General features: G+C 66.5%; 16 protein-coding genes. 7 read left to right on the top strand and 9 right to left on the bottom strand.

Annotated elements, in window-relative coordinates; genetic code table 11:
- Nucleotides 1-7: 7 nt before the first annotated feature.
- The 3 genes from X566_RS12575 to X566_RS12565 form a co-directional block, all read right to left on the bottom strand.
- Nucleotides 8-1501, bottom strand: a complete 1494-nt coding sequence (locus X566_RS12575) for an EAL domain-containing protein (RefSeq protein WP_034466689.1) — start codon at nt 1499-1501, stop codon at nt 8-10.
- A gap of 149 nt (nt 1502-1650) precedes the next feature.
- Entirely contained in the window at nt 1651-2997 is a 1347-nt protein-coding gene (locus X566_RS12570) for an aspartate aminotransferase family protein (protein ID WP_034466685.1), read from the bottom strand.
- 186 nt (nt 2998-3183) lie between these two features.
- Nucleotides 3184-4254, bottom strand: a complete 1071-nt coding sequence (locus X566_RS12565; protein WP_034466682.1) for an aspartate-semialdehyde dehydrogenase — start codon at nt 4252-4254, stop codon at nt 3184-3186.
- Nucleotides 4255-4697: 443 nt separating this feature from the next.
- On the opposite strand from X566_RS12565, the gene X566_RS12555 reads away from it, so the two are divergent.
- The 7 genes from X566_RS12555 to X566_RS12525 all read left to right on the top strand — a co-directional run bounded on the left by X566_RS12555 (nt 4698) and on the right by X566_RS12525 (nt 10890).
- Nucleotides 4698-5135 carry a TadE/TadG family type IV pilus assembly protein gene (locus X566_RS12555; protein ID WP_034468519.1) on the top strand — a complete coding sequence of 146 codons (438 nt, stop codon included), beginning with the start codon at nt 4698-4700 and terminating at the stop codon, nt 5133-5135.
- Between the two features lie 12 nt (nt 5136-5147).
- Nucleotides 5148-6797, top strand: a complete 1650-nt coding sequence (locus tag X566_RS12550; protein ID WP_034466677.1) for a pilus assembly protein TadG-related protein — start codon at nt 5148-5150, stop codon at nt 6795-6797.
- A gap of 64 nt (nt 6798-6861) precedes the next feature.
- Entirely contained in the window at nt 6862-8373 is a 1512-nt protein-coding gene (gene hisS, locus X566_RS12545; protein WP_034466674.1) for a histidine--tRNA ligase, read from the top strand.
- A gap of 35 nt (nt 8374-8408) precedes the next feature.
- Nucleotides 8409-8603: a 2-hydroxymuconate tautomerase gene (locus tag X566_RS12540; protein WP_034466671.1), complete on the top strand. Its 195-nt coding sequence runs from the start codon at nt 8409-8411 to the stop codon at nt 8601-8603.
- Nucleotides 8604-8984: 381 nt separating this feature from the next.
- On the top strand, nt 8985-9596 hold the full coding sequence (locus X566_RS12535; protein ID WP_034466667.1) for a hypothetical protein: 612 nt from the start codon (nt 8985-8987) through the stop codon (nt 9594-9596).
- Nucleotides 9597-9794: 198 nt separating this feature from the next.
- Nucleotides 9795-10580, top strand: coding sequence for an AzlC family ABC transporter permease (locus X566_RS12530; RefSeq protein ID WP_081740156.1), 786 nt, complete (start codon nt 9795-9797; stop codon nt 10578-10580).
- Nucleotides 10573-10890 (top strand): AzlD family protein, encoded by a 318-nt coding sequence (locus X566_RS12525; RefSeq protein ID WP_034466662.1) that lies wholly within the window; start codon nt 10573-10575, stop codon nt 10888-10890. The genes X566_RS12530 and X566_RS12525 overlap by 8 nt, the downstream gene beginning before the upstream one ends.
- A gap of 269 nt (nt 10891-11159) precedes the next feature.
- Here the strand turns inward: X566_RS12525 and X566_RS12520 are convergent, their stop codons facing one another.
- The 6 genes from X566_RS12520 to X566_RS12495 all read right to left on the bottom strand — a co-directional run bounded on the left by X566_RS12520 (nt 11160) and on the right by X566_RS12495 (nt 16456).
- A complete protein-coding gene (locus tag X566_RS12520; RefSeq protein ID WP_034468516.1) occupies nt 11160-11609 on the bottom strand; it encodes an NfeD family protein in 450 nt (149 codons plus the stop codon).
- Between the two features lie 35 nt (nt 11610-11644).
- Entirely contained in the window at nt 11645-12637 is a 993-nt protein-coding gene (locus X566_RS12515; protein ID WP_034466659.1) for an SPFH domain-containing protein, read from the bottom strand.
- A 349-nt stretch (nt 12638-12986) separates the two neighbouring features.
- Nucleotides 12987-14015, bottom strand: coding sequence for a ferrochelatase (hemH, locus tag X566_RS12510; protein ID WP_051444056.1), 1029 nt, complete (start codon nt 14013-14015; stop codon nt 12987-12989).
- Between the two features lie 260 nt (nt 14016-14275).
- On the bottom strand, nt 14276-14566 hold the full coding sequence (locus X566_RS12505) for a hypothetical protein (protein WP_244434734.1): 291 nt from the start codon (nt 14564-14566) through the stop codon (nt 14276-14278).
- 70 nt (nt 14567-14636) lie between these two features.
- Nucleotides 14637-15839: a nickel/cobalt transporter gene (locus tag X566_RS12500; protein WP_034466655.1), complete on the bottom strand. Its 1203-nt coding sequence runs from the start codon at nt 15837-15839 to the stop codon at nt 14637-14639.
- The gene (locus X566_RS12495; RefSeq protein ID WP_034466653.1) at nt 15830-16456 is read right to left on the bottom strand and encodes a DUF1007 family protein; all 627 of its coding nucleotides are present in this window, start codon (nt 16454-16456) and stop codon (nt 15830-15832) included. Before X566_RS12495 ends, X566_RS12500 begins: the two co-directional genes overlap by 10 nt.
- Between the last annotated feature and the right edge of the window lie 7 nt (nt 16457-16463).

Raw genomic sequence — 16463 nt, 5'->3', positions numbered from 1 at the left:
GAACAGATCAATTCGATCCGGCGGTGCGGCGCAACAGCGCGGCAACGCCCTGCAGCCGCGTCGGCTGCGGTGGGGGATTGACCGCGATGGCGGCCGGCGCGGCGGCGCTTGTCGCATCTGCCGCCGCTGGAGGCAATGGGGCGGTCGGCAATGGGGCTGCCGGCAGCGGCGCGGTGGCCTCGGCCCGCAGCGGACGCGGCGGCGCGAACAGGAACCCCTGCCCGTAGCGCACGTCGTAGTCGAGCAGGTCCACCACCGCCCGCTCGCCTTCGATCCGCTCGGCGACCAGATCGATGCCGAAACGCCCGAACATGTCGGACAGGTCGGATGGATGGATGTCGGTGGCGCGGCTCGGATCGAGCAGCAGCGCCGCGGGCACCTTGACGAAACGCACGCTGCGGTCGGCCAGCTCGCGCGGCTCGAACCGCAAATCGGTCACGTTGTCGATCGAGAAGCGGAAGCCGCGCTGCGCCAGCGCCGCCAGATGCTCGCTTTCCAGCGGGGTCAGGTTGCGCAGCGTGCTCTGCTTGATCTCCAGGATCAGCATCGGCGCCAGCGCCCGGTTGGCATCGAGAAAGTCGAGACAACGGGCGAACACCTCGTTGTCACGCAAGGTGGTGGCCGAGATGTTGCAGAACAGACCGATGTCCTTGTTGCGCAGCATCAGCCGCCGCAGCACCTGCACGCAGCGCAGCAGCACCGCCTCGTCGATGCGCGGCATCACCCCGGCGCGCTCGGCGGCCGCGACGAAATCGCCCGCCGCGATCACCGCGTCGTCGGCACCGCGCAACCGCGCCATCGCCTCGTAATAGCGGACCTTGCGCTGCGGCAGCGTCACCATCGGCTGCAGGTGCAGGTCGATGCGGTTGGCTTCGACCGCGCCATGCACCGCACCGACGATCTTCGGGTCGTCCGCCGGCAGGACAGCAACCGGTGCTGGCGCCCGCTCGGCCTGCAAAGGCTGGTGTTGTGACACTGGGGGATCGCCGACCGCAGCAACCGGCGGCACGGCGGAGGCGAGCGATGCGGCCGCAGCTATCGGCGCGACGGCGGCTCCCCCGACGGGCTGCGGGGCCGGATCGCCCTGGACTGGGTGGTCGGAATGCAGCAAGTCCTCGTGCGCAGCGACGGAGACCGCGAGCTGCTTCATCAGGTTGCCGAGCTCGGCGATCTCCTCGCGCAACGGACCGACCTGGCGGTCGGCATTCCCGCCCGCAGCGAGTTTGGCTTCCACCGTGTGCAATCTGCGTCCGAACTCGGCCACCTGGCGGGCGAGCTCGGCGGTGCCGTGCGACAGGTCGGCGATCTGGCTGCCGTAGTCGGGCCGGTCGCGCAGGCGCATCGACACCGCGTTGTAGAGGATGAGGATCGCCAGCGCCGTCAGCGCCACCAGGCCCGCGTCGAGCGGCCGCAGGCCCGCCACCGCGTAAACCACGAGACCGAGCGAGGCGGCGATCAGCACCATACAGACGCCGATGAAGATCGTCGAAAAGCGGATCATGGACCGTGAACGCCCTGCCTCGGAGCAATAACCCTAACACTGCCGGTGATTCGGCATGAACCACTCTTTTCCATAAACCACAGGCGGCGCAACCGCTTCACGACACGACCTGCGGCGCCAAAGCCCGGGTCGAGCCTTGGCGCCAGCCCTCAGGCCACCGCGCGGATCACCTTCGCCACCTTCTCGACCACCTCGCCGATCTGGTCCTCGGAAATGATCAGCGGCGGCGTCAGCGCGATGGTGTCGCCGGTGACGCGGACGACGATGTCGCAGTCGTGGAATGCCGTCGCGAGCGCATCGACGCCGCGCTGGCCCGGCGCGCCATCGCGCGGTGAGAGATCGATCGCCGCCGTCAGGCCGATGGTACGGATGTCCACCACGTTCGGCTGCGTGCGCAGCGTCATCACCGCGTCGGCGAAGGTCGGCTCGAGCGCCTTCGCCCGCGCGAACAGGTTCTCGTCGCGGTAGATGTCGAGGGTCGCAAGACCCGCCGCACAGGCCAACGGATGCGCCGAATAGGTATAGCCATGAAACAGCTCGATGACATGCTCGGGTCCCGTCATGAACGCGTCATGGACGGCATCGCGCACGATCACGCCGCCCATTGGCGCGGCCCCGTTGGTCACGCCCTTGGCGAACGTGATCATGTCCGGCGTCACGCCGTAGCGTTCGGCAGCGAACGCAGCGCCGAGCCGACCGAACCCGGTGATCACCTCGTCGAAGATCAACAGGATGCCGTGCTTCTGCGTGATCTCGCGCAGTCGCTGCAGATAGCCCTTCGGCGGCGGCAGCACGCCGGTCGAGCCCGCCATCGGTTCGACAATGACGGCGGCGATCGTGCTCGCCCCATGCAGGGCGACGATGCGCTCCAGTTCGTCGGCGAAGTGCGCGCCATAGTCCGGCTCGCCCTTGGTGAAGGCCTGCTTCGCGCGATCATAGGTCGCCGGCAGATGATCGACACCGGTCAGCAGTGTCCCGAACATGCGGCGGTTGGTGACGATGCCGCCGACCGAGATGCCACCGAAGCCGACGCCATGATAGCCGCGCTCGCGCCCGATCAGGCGGGTGCGGGTGCCCTCGCCGCGCAATTGCTGATAGGCGAGCGCGATCTTCAGCGCGGTGTCGACCGACTCCGAGCCGGAGTTGCAGAAGAAGACGTGATTGAGATCGTTCGGCGCCAGCGCCGCGATGCGGCTCGCCAGTTCGAACGCCGGCGGATAGCCGAACTGGAACGGCGGCACGTAATCGACCGTCCCCGCCTGCGCCTGCAAGGCGGCGGTGATGGCCGCGCGGCCGTGCCCGGCGTTGGTACACCACATGCCGGCCGCGGCATCGATCAGCGCGCGCCCGTCGGCGGCGAAATAATGCATGTCCTTGGCACCGGCGAGCATGCGCGGCGACTTCTTGAAGGCGCGGTTGGCGGTGAACGGCATCCAGAAGGCGGACAGGTCGTTCGGCACAACGGCGGCGGGACGGATGTCGGTCTTGATGTTCATGGGTATGCTCCGGGGTGCTCCGCGGCGATTTGAACGTGAGATTATCAGCTTCGCCTGCGCCGCACGATGCCCATCGCCCTGCGGCGCGCGCGTTGCCGCAGACTGTGCAAAACCCGCGGGCCAAAGCCCTGCTGGCGGCGGCACCGCACCGCGACCGGAAAAGCCGGCCGCGGCACGGCCGCATACTCATGCCGCACCGGCGCGCCTGGTATCCGCGCGGGACAGCATCGCTTCGGCGATCTGCACCGCGTTGAGGGCGGCGCCCTTGCGCAGGTTATCCCCGGTGACGAACATCGCCAGACCGTGCGTCACGGTCGGATCGCGGCGGATGCGGCCGACGAACACTGGATCCTGCCCCGTGGCCGCCAGCGGGTTCGGAACATCGGCCAGCACCACACCCGGCGCCCCCGCGAGGATCGCGATAGCCTCCGCGACCGGCAGCGGACGTTCGAATTCGGCGTTGATCGACAGCGAATGGCTGGTGAAGACCGGCACCCGCACGCAGGTTCCCGCCACAGGCAGCTCCGGAATCTCGAGGATCTTCCGCGTCTCGTCGCGCAGCTTCACCTCCTCCTCGGTGTAGCCATCCTCGACCAGCCGATAGTTCAGCGGCACCACGTTGAAACCGAGCGGCACCGGCCACTTGGCGGGCGCGGGCAGCGCCACTGCGTCACCATGATAGGCGAGTTGCTCCGCCGCTTGGCCCGGTGCAGCAAGCTGGGCGGCCAGCTCGCGGATGCCGGCGGCGCCCGCGCCGGAGGCGGCCTGGTAGGTGCTGACCACCAGCCGCTTCAGACCCGCGGCTGCATGCAGCGGCTTCAGCACCGGCATGCCCGCCATGGTCGTGCAGTTCGGGTTGGCGACGATGCCCTTCGGGATCGAAGCCAAGGCGTGCGGATTGACCTCGGCGACCACCAGCGGCACCTGCGGATCGCCGCGCCAGGCCGACGAGTTGTCGATCACCAGCGCGCCCGCTGCCGCCACTCGCGGCGCGAGCGCCAGCGAGGCCGCGCCGCCCGCGGAGAAGAACACGATGTCGAGCCCGGCATAGTTCGCGGTCTCCGCGTCCTCGACCGCAACTGTGCCGCCGCTCCAAGGAAGCGTGACGCCCGCCGATCGCGCCGAGGCGAACAGGCGCAGCGAGGCGATCGGAAACCGCCGCTCCGCCAGCAGCTCGCGCATCATGCCGCCGACAAGGCCGGCCGCACCAACGATGCCGACATGGAGCGGCCGGAAAGGTGAAAATCTTGAATTCATGGTTTGCGTCTCCTAATGAGGCGGAGGCGCAGGGATCGATCGATCTCAGGTGAGACGTTTGCCCCGCGCGACCGCGGGGCTCTGTCCAGATGCTCGCCTTCAGACCTCGCGCGCACCCGTCCACGCCCCGCCGAGACGGGTCGTTTTCGTGGTGGTCGGTTTGGTCATGGCCTGAGTCATCGCCACAACTCCTACTGGGATCGGCCTGCGCTGTAAACGCCCGAGAGAGACTCCATCGGCCGCGATCGCATCGTTTCGCGATCGTTCGGCCACCTGCCAGGCGGCGTGAGCCTCGTCCCAGCCGCTCTCTGCATGCGCAATTGTCCTGATGAGCGACCGCACCATTCTACTATCTAGAGTTGTCAATCAACTTTACACACACTTAAAGGTTGCGTGCTGTCATCGCTGCCGTGAAAGGCCTGACGACAAGGCGCCTGAAGATGATGAAACGCCTCACAAAATCGCTCTCCTCATTCCGTTGCTGCGGGCGCGGCACCTCGGCAGTCGAGTTCGCGCTGGTGATGCCGCTGTTCCTCGCCATGGTGTTCGGCATCGTGGTGTACGGCTCCTACCTCGCCGTCGTGCATGGCGTGCAGCAGCTTGCGGCGGAAGCAGCGCGGTCGTCGATCGCAGGCTTGTCGGAGACCGAGCGCTCCAATCTCGCCAAGTCCTATGTCACCAGCAACGCCTCCGCCTATCCGCTGATCGTGCCCGCCAACCTCGCGGTCAACGCGGCGACATCCTCCTCCGACGCCAACGTGTTCCTGGTGACCGTCACCTACAACGCCTCCGGCATGTTCATCTTCTCGCTTCCCGCTTTCGTCCCCGCGCCGTCCTCGCAGATCTCTCGATCGGCAGCGATCCCGCGCGGCGGCTATTGAAGGAGCACGCGGATGCAGGGGCTCATTCGGAATTTCCTTGGTGACCAGCGCGGCAACATTGCGCTGTTCTCCGCCGCCAGCATCAGCATGGCGCTCGGCTGCGCGGCGCTCGGCATCGATATCGGCAAGGTCTTCACCGACCGCCGCAAGCTGCAGAGCACGACCGATCTCGCCGCGCTGGTCGCGGCCGCCGACATCAACAACGCCGCGGCCGCAGCGACCGCAGCCGCCACCAAGAACAGCTACGCCGCCAACGCGGTGGTCTCGGTCGAGCGCGGCGTCTACGTCGCCAACCCGGCGGTGGCGCCGGCCGCACGCTTCACCCCCTCCACCGGCACGAATGCCAACGCGGTGCGCGTGACGATGCAGTCGCAATCGCCACTGGTGTTCGGCAAGGTGATCACCGGCAGCGACACCTTCAACATCCGTACCACCGCGACCGCGACCACCACCGGCCTCGCCTCCTTCGCGATCGGAACGCGGCTTGCCTCGGTCAACAACGGCCTGCTCAACGCGATTCTGGGGAACATGCTCGGCACCACCTTGTCGCTGTCGGCGGTGGACTATCAAAACCTGCTCAGCACCCAGATCGACGCGTTCGATTTCATGAGCGCACTGGCGACCAAGATCGGCGTCACCGCGCTGAGCTACGGCGACCTGCTCACCAACAACATCAAACTACCGGACGTGCTGCAGGCGCTGCGCACGGCGAACGGCAGCAATCTTGTCTCCACCACGCTCGACAGCGTCGTGCAGGCGGTCAACGGCACTACCGCCAAGATCAATATCGGCTCGCTGATCAATCCGGGACCGTATTCCGGAATGCAGGTCGGTCAGAAGCCCAGGGTCGGCGTATCGCTCAGCGTGTTCGACCTGCTCTCGGCCACCGCCCAGATCGCCAACGGCACCAACCAGATCGCAACCAACGTCAACCTCGGTCTGCCCAATATCGCCAGCGTGCAACTGACGGCGACTGTCGGCGAACGGCCGCAGGGCTCGAGCTGGATCGCGGTCGGCGCCGCCGGCGCCAGCGTGCACACCGCGCAGACCCGCGTCTATCTCAACATCCAGTTGCTCAACCTGCTCGGCCTCGTCGGCCTCAACCTGCCGGTCTATGTCGAGGTGGCGGCCGCGACCGCGACCCTCAACCAGGTGACCTGCGGCTACCCGAACGTCTCGACCTCGACGGTGCAGCTCGGTGTGACGCCGGGCGTGGTCGATGCCTGGATCGGCGCGGTGACGCCGGCGCAGATGAAGAACTTCACCAGCGCGCCCAATCCGGGCCCGGCGACGATCCTGCAACTGCCATTGATCTCCGTCACCGGCCGCGCCCATGCGGCAATCGCCAACCAGAGCCCACAGAACGTCACCTTCAGCTATTCCGATATCCAGGCGCAGACCAAGAAGACGGTGAGCACGAGCTCGTTCCTCGGCTCACTCATCACCACCCTGCTCGGCGACCTCGACCTGAAGATCACGCTGATTGGCCTCGGCCTGCCGATTCCAGGACTGCTCGACACGGTGGCGAACGCCCTGGCCTTGGTGATCGCGCCGGTGGACACCTTGCTCAACACCGTCTTGTCGGCACTCGGCGTCAGCCTCGGCCAGGCCGACGTCTGGGTGACGGGAATTCGCTGCGACGGGGCCGTGCTCGTTTATTAGGGCCCGGCACGCGCCACCCGGAAGGCGGCTTGCTGTCGCCAAGGTCGGCTGATAACACCCGGCCATGTCCGACAAGAAGCCGAAGAAACCCCAGAAGCTGAAAGCCCGGCTGCCGCGCGGCCTGCAGGATCGCGGCCCGGCCGAGATCGCGGCCACCCGGCGCATGGCCGAAACCATCCGCGAGGTCTACGAACGCTATGGCTTCGAGCCGGTGGAAACGCCGTCGATCGAATACACCGACGCGCTCGGCAAGTTCCTGCCCGACCAGGACCGCCCGAACGAAGGCGTGTTCTCGTTCCAGGACGACGACGAGCAGTGGCTCAGCCTGCGCTACGACCTGACCGCGCCGCTCGCCCGCTATGTCGCCGAGAACTTCGAGGCGCTGCCGAAGCCCTACCGCAGCTATCGCTTCGGCTACGTCTACCGCAACGAGAAGCCTGGCCCTGGCCGCTTCCGCCAGTTCATGCAGTTCGATGCCGACACGGTCGGCTCCGGCTCGTCGGCGGCGGATGCCGAGATCTGCATGATGGCGGCCGACACCATGGAAGCGCTCGGGATTCCGCGTGGCAGCTATGTGGTGAAGGTCAACAACCGCAAGGTGCTCGACGGCGTCCTGGAACAGATCGGCCTCGCCGACGATCCGGTGCGCAAGCTCACCGTGCTGCGCGCGATCGACAAGCAGGACAAGTTTCCCGCCGCCGAGATTCGCAAGCTGCTCGGCCCCGGCCGCTGGGACGGCGGCGAGGAAGGCAAGGGCGACTTCACCAAAGGTGCGGGCCTCGATGATGCCGCGATCGATCGCGTGCTGGCATCGACCTCGCCGCAAAGCGGACCGAACGCCGATGTCGTCGCCAAGCTGCTGACGCTGTCCGGCACCGCCATCGGCGGCGAAGGGGCCGGCGAGTTGCGCGCGATCGCAGACCTGATCGCCAGCGCCGGCTACGACGACGGCCGCATCCGCATCGACCCGTCGGTGGTGCGCGGCCTCGAATACTACACGGGTCCCGTCTACGAGGTTGAGCTGCTGCTCGACACCAAGGACGAGAAGGGCCGCCCGGTGCGGTTCGGCTCGGTCGGCGGCGGCGGCCGCTACGACGGCCTGGTCTCGCGCTTCCGCGGCGAGCCGGTGCCGGCAACCGGCTTCTCGATCGGCGTCTCGCGCCTGCAGGCGGCGCTGACCATGCTCGGCAAGCTCGACGATAGCGCGGTGTTCGGCCCCGTGGTTGTCACCGTGTTCGACAAGGACCGCCTCGCCGACTACCAGGCGTTCGTCACGACGCTGCGCAACGCGAAAATCCGCGCCGAACTCTATCTCGGCAACCCGAAGAACATGGGCAACCAGCTCAAATATGCTGACCGCCGCAACGCGCCCTGCGCGATCATCCAAGGCACCGACGAGAAGGCTCGCGGCGAGGTGCAGATCAAGGACCTGATCGAGGGCGCGAAGGCGGCCGCCGCCATCGCCTCCAACCAGGAATGGCGCGAGACGCGTCCCGCACAGTTTTCCTGCAAGGAGGACGAGCTGGTCGCTAAGGTGCGCGAGGTGCTCGCACGTCACAATGTGACGTGGGGCTGAGATGCGCCCGCACGATTTCAACCAGGGAGAGACCGATGCCTGAAGTTCAAGTCTACATGGCCGCTGGCCGCAGCGACGAGCAGAAGAAGCAGCTGATGCTGGATATCTCCAACGCGGTGGTGAAGAACACCGGCGCGCCGCTCGATGCGGTTACCGTGCAGATCGTCGAAGCGCCGCTGACCCATAAGATGAAGGCCGGCGTCACCTTCGCCGAGCGCCAGAAGAAGTAACAGCGGAAACCGGGTGGCGCCGGCCACCCAGGGAGCGTTTCACCTCAGGTGAGGAGCGGCGCGAGCATGATCCCGAAACGAACGAAGCGAGTTTCGGATCATGCCCCAACAAGCGCTGCGTCTCGAACCACGAGGCTCGCTTCACGTTTTCTCTTGCGAGACGTTTCTTGCGAGACGATGCTCAAAGACATGAAGCGCCAAAACGACGTGAAGCGCCAAGAGGTGGATGCGCGGGTCAAACCCGCGCATGATGCCTGAGAGAGCGGCAGATGCCCTACCTCCTTATACGGGCCCTGAGAAGCTTGCGCAGCAAGCCTCTCGCGGGATGAGGCAGAAGCCGCAACCAAACGTCAGCACCGTCACGCCCTAGGGTGTTGCATCATGCCGCTGCAAAACCGCGTCGATCCGTTCGGAGAGCTGCTCGCGGTCGAAGCGCGCGGCACGCTGTTCGGCAACCGCGGCGGCAGGTTTCATCGCGACGACAAGACCCTGTCGCGCCGCCGCCATGTCTCGCGCATGTGGATCTGCTGCGTGCTCGACTTCAAAGGCCGGCAGCGCGACGTCTGGGGCCGCTATTACACCGAGCTGTTCTTCCTCGACGAGCCGACCGCGCTGGCCGCAGGCCACCGCCCCTGCTTCGAATGCCGTCGCGCCGAGGCGACCGACTTCGCGCAGAAATTCTCCGGCCATGCCGAGCGCGCCAGCGCGCCGGCGATGGACGACGTCCTGCATGCCGAGCGACTCGACGGCCGCGCCAAGCGGCTGCACCGGCGCACCCTCGACCATCTGCCGGATGGCGTCTTCATCACCTTCTCGGGAACCGATGCGTTCGCGGTGAGGGGTGTTGAACTCCTGCGCTGGACGCCGCAGGGTTACACCGAGCGGCGGCCGCGCCCGCGCGGGCGGACCGTCGCGATGCTGACGCCGCCGTCGATCGCCCAAGTCCTGGCACGCGGCTATGCACCGCGCTGGCATCCGAGCGCCGAGACGTGAGCCGGCGGCATGAACCCGCCGCAAGGTCATGATCTCGACAAGGAATGACGGCAAAGTGATCGTAACCCCTATCGATCATCGCGCGATCGTTCCATCGCGCACGCAGAGCCTTCGGTCAGCACCCGCGCCGCATGCAACACGGCCCCTCCGAATGTCGCGTTGACTTCGGTGGAGCAAACCGGTTGAAGCAGCGTCATCATGCCCTCTCACAAAGCTCCGAGACCGGACTCGTCGGCAACGCGTCCGGAGAGGGAGTCCGCCGCCGGCTTGGAGCCGCGTCCCGCCTACTGGTCCCGCGCCGGGCTGGTGCTGGGCGCGCGCGCGATGGCGCCGCTGCTGCCCGGCCAGTTCGTGTTCGGCATGGCGTTCGGCGCGCTCGCCGCGCAGAAGGGCTTCACGTTGATCGAGGCGGTGACGATGACCGGCATCGTCTATGCCGGCATGTCGCAGTTCGTCGCGGTGCAAGCCTGGCCCGACGTGCTGACGCCCTCGACCGTCGCCGCGCTGATGCTGGTGACGGCGACGATCAACGTCCGCTTCTTCCTGATGGGCGCCTCGCTTAGGCCCTGGCTCGGCTCGCTGCCGGGCTGGCAGGTGTATCCGCCGCTGACGATCATCACAGATGCCGGCTGGCTGCTGTCGATGCGCTATCGCGAAGCCGGCGGCGCCGATGCATCGTACTTCCTCGGCGGCCATGTCCTGTCTTATTTCTCGTGGACGTTCGCGGCAATCCCAGGCTACCTGCTCGCCGAGCGAATCGCCAATCCGAAGACCTACGGCATCGATCTCCTGATGCCCGCATTCTTCGCGGCGCTTTTGATCCCGAACTATCGCGGGGGGCGGCGGGCGATCCCATGGGTGATCGCGGGCCTGGTCGCGCTCGCCGTCAACCAGCTCGTGCCGGGCTACTGGTTCATCCTCGCGGGCGCCGTCGTCGGCTCGCTCAGCGCGGGCTTCCTCGGCGAGGAGCGCGCGGATGGCTGAGCTGATGCGAACCGACGTGATGATCGTCGTGGCCGTGATGGCGCTCGTCACCATCCTGCTGCGCAGCGCCGGCTTCTGGCTGATGGGCTTCGTGCCGGTGACGCCGCGGATCAAGCGCATGCTGGACGCCCTGCCCGGTTCGATCATCGCCGCCGCCGTGCTGCCGGTCGTGGTCCAGGGCGGCGCGGTCGCAGCGCTCGCGGTGACCTCGGCGATGGCCTCGATGTGGCTGACGCGCAGCGACTTCGTCGCCGTGATCACCGGCATGGGCGTCGCCGCCGCTGCCCGCTATTTTGGCCTGCCGGGCTAAAGCATTGTCGATTTGTCCCGGACTTAATCCGGGACGGGCACCGGTTCGCGTGAGAACGCACCCCAAAAAAATGGCGCGCGTTCCTCGTCCTGAGGAGGCGCATAGCGCCGTCTCGAAGGATGAGGCCGGCCCCTGGGCCTCATGGTTCGAGACGCGCTCCGCGCTCTTCACCATGAGGGTCGTGTCGGATCTTAGAGTGTGATCGCCTTGGATTGATGCGACCGCGACGATAGCTTCCCCATCGGCAGAGGAGGACGAGAACGGCAGGATCAGCCCGCCGCCGCTTCCACCGACAGGCTGGCGCCGTCGGCACGCACCACCTTGACGCGGCTTCCCGCCGGAGCGTCAGGGCCGTTCACGCGCCACACGGTATCGTCGATCCGCACCGTGCCGCTGCCATCGACGATCGGCTTCTCCAGCGTGAACACGCGACCGACCAGCGCATCGGCACGTCGATTGAGGAATGCACTGTCGGGACCGGCGACATTGCGTGCGGCCACGCGCCGCCACAGCGGCACCGCGGCAAGCGCGAACGCCGCGAACGCAATCACCTGCACCTGCCACATCCAGTTGACGATCAGCGAGACCACGCCGACCAGCAGCGCCGCGAGCCCGAGCCACATCAGGAAGACCCCCGGCGCCAGCAGTTCCAGCGCCAACAGCATCAAGCCGAGGATCAACCAGTTCCAGGTGCCCAGCTTGACCAGAATGTCCCACATCATCCGCTTCGTTCCATCTCCATCGAATTCGTCCGTTACCCCGCCTGCGGTGGCCCGCCCGCATTCGGCACCGTGCCGCTGCTGCGCCGCGCCGCCGATGCGACGCCCGCCCCTTCGCCGCCGAACGTCGCCTTGGCGATTTCGCTGATGCCGGCAAGCGAGCCCAGCACGCTGGTCGCCTCGATCGGCAGCATCACGATCTTCTGGTTCGGCGAGCGGGCGATTTCGCCGAACGCCTTGATGTAGCGGTCGGCGATGAAGTAGTTGAGCGCCGACACGTCGCCCTTGCCGATCGCCTCGGACACCATCTGCGTCGCCTTCGCTTCGGCCTCGGCGGCGCGCTCGCGGGCCTCAGCGTCGCGGAACGCGGCCTCTCTACGGCCTTCGGCTTGCAGGATCTGCGCCTGCTTTTCGCCCTCGGCGCGCAGGATCTCCGACTGGCGCTGGCCTTCCGCCTGCAGGATGTCGGCGCGCTTGACGCGCTCGGCCTTCATCTGTCGCGCCATCGCTTCCACCAGATCGGTCGGCGGCACGATGTCCTTGATCTCGATACGATTGACCTTCACGCCCCAGGGCGAGACCGCCGCGTCGACCACGCGCAACAGCCGCTCGTTAATCTCGTCGCGGTGCGACAGCACCTGGTCGAGATCCATCGAGCCCATCACCGAACGGATGTTGGTCATCGTTAGCGTGACGATCGCCTGGTTCAGATTCGCCACCTCGTAGCTCGCCTTTGCCGCATCGAACACCTGGAAGAACGCCACGCCGTCCACGGTGATAGTGGCGTTGTCCTTGGTGATGACCTCCTGCTGCGGCACGTCGATCACCTGCTCCATGATGTTGATCTTGCGGCCGACGCGATCGAAGAACGGAATGATCAGGTTGAGGCCGGGATGCAGCGTCCGCGTGTAGCGGCCGAACCGCTCGATCGTCCAGTTGTAGCCCTGCGACACTGTCTTGACGCCTGCGAACAGCGTCAGGATCGCCAGCAGCACCAGAATGATCACAAAGATGTCAAAGCCCGACATTGGTTCGTCTCCCTGCCGCAGGCGAGTGTGGAACACGGCGTTGCAGTGGGCAACCCGTTTCGCGTTATGCGCATGCCGCCATGCCATGGGCGGCTCTCCTTTAATGGGCTTGGCGTTGGTCGGCCAGTCACCGCTTCAGGTTCGATGCGGACGTCAGTGCCGCGCCGAAGGTTTGGCAACAAGAATAGATGTAAGCGGCAGCCGGCTTTGGCACCTTGCAGACTCAAGCGGCGCATGGAGAACGGAGACAGCGCACAAGACAGCGACGGAGTTTTTGACCTGTCTGCGAAGACCGTCGCGCGGCCGGAGGGCGACCCGACCCCAGCCTCGATCGGAGGCAGTCCCGGTATCAGATCCAACCCTGCAGCTCGCGCATCACCAGCTGACGAATCACGTCCATGCCGCCGTCGCTGTCGTTCAGGCAAGGAATGAAGGCGAACTGCTCGCCGCCGTTGTGCTTGAAGATCTCGGCATTCTCCTGCGCGATCTCCTCCAGCGTCTCAAGGCAGTCCGCCGCGAACCCCGGCGTCACAACCGCGATCCTGCGGATGCCGGATTTGGCCAGGCCTGCGATGGTCTTGTCGGTGTAGGGCTGCAGCCATTCGTCGTTGCCGAAGCGCGACTGGAACGTCAGTTGCAAGTCTTCGATGCCGAGCCCGAGCTTGGTGCGCAGCGCTTCGGTGGTCGCGACGCACTGCTCGTAATAGGGATCGCCGAGATCGACATATTTCTGCGGCATGCCGTGGAACGAGGCGACGATCAGCTCCGGCTTGAACGGCAGCGTCGCCAGATGCGCGGTGATCGAGGCGGCGAGCGCATCGATGTAGGTCGCGTCCACCGGATAGGCCGGCGCGAACCGCACCGCCGGCTGCGCACGCATGCTCTGCAGCACCCGCGAAACCTCGTCGCAGACGGTGGCGGTGGTCGCCGCCGAATACTGCGGATAGAGCGGCACCACCAGGATGCGTTTGCAGCCCTGCGCCGCCAGCGCCTCCATCCGCGCGCGGATCGACGGGTTGCCGTAGCGCATTCCCCAATCGACCACCACCTGCGAGTCTGCGAGCGAGGCTGCGAGCTTCTCGGCCTGGGCGCGGGTGATGGTCTTGAGCGGCGACTCGTTCTTCTCGATGTTCCAGATCTTCTGGTAGTCGAGCGCCTTGCGACGCGGCCGCACCACGAGGATGATGCCGTTGAGGATCAGCTTCCAGAGCAGCCCCTGATCCTCGATCACCCGGGCGTCGGACAGAAATTCACGCAGGTAGACTCGCACGCCCCGGGCGTCGGCGGTATCCGGGGTGCCGAGGTTGACCAGCAGCACGCCGACGCGCTCCGCGCGCGCGGGTCCGATGTTCGGCATAGCAGGCGTATCGGCGCTCATGGTGGCGGTGCCTTCGCCTGTCGCCCCCCGACTGTCAAGTTATTCTAAGATCATTTATTCACTGTGCCGCACCAAATGCCCACGGCTGAGCGAGTGCCGCACGCCGATACGGCTCATACGCGGCTGGCTTGAAGAGGCCAGGCTCTCAGAAAAACGTCGCGAGCAACGCGGCCGCGCCTGGCGAGAGGCCGACGATCTTGTCCGTCGCCTGACGGTAGAACTTGAAGTTGAGTTCGGTTTCCGGCTGGCCGTCATTCCAATCAGCAAACGGCTTGAGCTCCTTGCGTCCCAGCCGCCGCTTCGCCAGCGCCGCGCGCGCGGCCGTGATGCTCACCCGCGGCGTCTGACGGGCGATGCCGGGTCTGCGGGGCCTCGGCCGGAGTGACCACGCCGCGCGCGATCAGGCCTTGACCGCCTTCGTTCTCGCTCGCGAACAGGAAGATGACGCCGCCCTTGGCGATATGCTTGCCGCTATACATCGTCTTCTGCGCGGTGAACGCAAAGGTCCTGGCGCGCGGATCGTCAATACCGGCCTTGATCGCGAACGCCATCGGCTTGCCCCGACTTGATCTCGCCCGTCCTCGCGAGGCGGTCGTCGTCCCGCGCGACGCCTGCGGCGGATCAGAAGCAGACCGTCCGTTCCGCCGCGAGATAGCCCAAAAGCAACCCGGTGCCGAAGAACAGCACCACGCAAGCGGCGGCGAATTCAAGACCGCGCAGCACCACCGCGCCCAGACCATCACGATGCGCGGTCAGGCGGCGGGCGAGCCCCTTGGCGCTGACCGCGACCACGGCGATCGCCGCGACCGTCAGCGCGGTGCCGACGCCCATCGCGAAGGTCGCAGCGATCCCGGCATAGAACAGTCCCTGCGCCAGCGCGAACACCAGCACCAGGATCGCCCCCGAGCAGGGCCGCAGACCGACTGCGAAAATCGCTCCCAGGCCGCGCGACCAGCCGCCGGGACCAGCCAGTTCACTCGGATCGGGGCCATGGTTGTGGCCGCAATGTTCGTCATGGACGTGACCGGGCGCGCCATGCGCCGGATTGTGCGCGGCATGCGCATGGCCGGGCGCGTGACCGTGCGTGTGGTCGTGGTGATCATGCCGATGATCATGCGCATGAGCATGATGCGTGTGATCGTGGTGGGCATGGCCGTGCCCATGATCATGACCGTGGTGGCGGTGGCCGTGATCGTGGCCGCCGGCGGCCGCGTGCGCGAGCGCCGGCGCTGGTGCCGCGCCGAAGGCCGGCAGCGTGCGCAGCAGGCCGCGCCCTTTGGTGAACACCAGCCAGGCGCCGAGCACCGCGATCAATCCGTAGCTGACGATCTCGATGATGCGTTCGGTGCTGCAGAGCGTGCGCGCGGTGGCGCCGAGCAGCCAAGCGCCGATGCCGACGATCAGCACCGCCACCACTGCCTGCAGCATCGCCGAGACGAACGACAGCACGATGCCGCGCCGTGCGGTCTCCTCGTTGGCGACAAGATAGGACGAGATCACCGCCTTGCCGTGGCCTGGGCCAGCGGCATGGAACACGCCGTAGGCAAACGAGATGCCGATCAGCGTCCACAGCGCGCTGCCGTCGGTCTTCGCCGCGCGAATGGTGCCAGAAAGCGCGCGGTAGAACTCCGCCTGCTTGGCGAGGATCCAGCCGATCACCCCGCCTGCCTCCTGCGGCGGCGGCGTGGTGGGTCGGCCGCCGAACGGCGTCACCTGGGCGGACACGAGATGCAGGGCGCCGTCGAATGCAGCCAGCACGACGACGGCGGCGGCCAACCATGCGGCGTGCCGCAGGCCCACACAGAGTTTTGCCGTCACGGGCAATCCACCATGATCTTGTTGGAGAACATCGCGCCGTAGTTGACGTTGCCGTCGAGGAAGCTCTGCTCGCTGATCGGCGCCTGGGTGCTCTTGCTGTCCGGACGCTGCACGGCGGCCTTGCAGCTCGCGGGCGCACCGACCAGCTTGATCGGATCGGTGGCGGCGAGATCGAAACCGACGAAATAGCTCGGATCGTAGATTTCCAGCGCCAGCTCCTTCGCCTTCACCGGCTGCTTAAACGGCAGGGTGAAATGCAGGATCAGCGCGCTGTCTCTATATTCGAGGAAGTAATCGACCGGTTCGAGGAACTGCTCCTTGGTCTTGCCGGCCTTGGCGAAGGTGAAGAAGTCGAACTCCTTCAGCGAATCGACATTGATCTGTGCCAGCGGCGCCAGTTCCTCGCGGGTGTAGACGCCCTTGTCCTTGTTCTGAATGTCCTGCACCGCGTAGGCGGAGAACATGTCGTCGAACTTCCAGGTGTGGCGGATGCCGGTGATCGCGCCGTCGGCGCCGTAGACCAATTCGCTCTGCGAGGTGACCCAGACGTGCGGATGCGCCGCAGCCGGGCGCACCCAGATCGCGAAAGCTGCAATCAGCGGCAGAAGGACGAGGCGGCGCATCGGGGCT

Source organism: Afipia sp. P52-10 (assembly GCF_000516555.1).
Taxonomy (GTDB): domain Bacteria; phylum Pseudomonadota; class Alphaproteobacteria; order Rhizobiales; family Xanthobacteraceae; genus P52-10.
The sequence above is the reverse complement of the archived record's forward strand: the minus strand, read 5'-3'. Positions and strand labels throughout refer to the sequence as shown.

Bases quoted from the DNA above. Each gene is read 5' to 3' on its own strand.
- X566_RS12575 (WP_034466689.1), bottom strand. From the start codon at position 1,501: ATGATCCGCTTTTCGACGATCTTCATCGGCGTCTGTATGGTGCTGATC.
- X566_RS12570 (WP_034466685.1), bottom strand. From the start codon at position 2,997: ATGAACATCAAGACCGACATCCGTCCCGCCGCCGTTGTGCCGAACGAC.
- X566_RS12565 (WP_034466682.1), bottom strand. From the start codon at position 4,254: ATGAATTCAAGATTTTCACCTTTCCGGCCGCTCCATGTCGGCATCGTT.
- X566_RS12555 (WP_034468519.1), top strand. From the start codon at position 4,698: ATGAAACGCCTCACAAAATCGCTCTCCTCATTCCGTTGCTGCGGGCGC.
- X566_RS12550 (WP_034466677.1), top strand. From the start codon at position 5,148: ATGCAGGGGCTCATTCGGAATTTCCTTGGTGACCAGCGCGGCAACATT.
- hisS (WP_034466674.1), top strand. From the start codon at position 6,862: ATGTCCGACAAGAAGCCGAAGAAACCCCAGAAGCTGAAAGCCCGGCTG.
- X566_RS12540 (WP_034466671.1), top strand. From the start codon at position 8,409: ATGCCTGAAGTTCAAGTCTACATGGCCGCTGGCCGCAGCGACGAGCAG.
- X566_RS12535 (WP_034466667.1), top strand. From the start codon at position 8,985: ATGCCGCTGCAAAACCGCGTCGATCCGTTCGGAGAGCTGCTCGCGGTC.
- X566_RS12530 (WP_081740156.1), top strand. From the start codon at position 9,795: ATGCCCTCTCACAAAGCTCCGAGACCGGACTCGTCGGCAACGCGTCCG.
- X566_RS12525 (WP_034466662.1), top strand. From the start codon at position 10,573: ATGGCTGAGCTGATGCGAACCGACGTGATGATCGTCGTGGCCGTGATG.
- X566_RS12520 (WP_034468516.1), bottom strand. From the start codon at position 11,609: ATGTGGGACATTCTGGTCAAGCTGGGCACCTGGAACTGGTTGATCCTC.
- X566_RS12515 (WP_034466659.1), bottom strand. From the start codon at position 12,637: ATGTCGGGCTTTGACATCTTTGTGATCATTCTGGTGCTGCTGGCGATC.
- hemH (WP_051444056.1), bottom strand. From the start codon at position 14,015: ATGAGCGCCGATACGCCTGCTATGCCGAACATCGGACCCGCGCGCGCG.
- X566_RS12505 (WP_244434734.1), bottom strand. From the start codon at position 14,566: ATGGCGTTCGCGATCAAGGCCGGTATTGACGATCCGCGCGCCAGGACC.
- X566_RS12495 (WP_034466653.1), bottom strand. From the start codon at position 16,456: ATGCGCCGCCTCGTCCTTCTGCCGCTGATTGCAGCTTTCGCGATCTGG.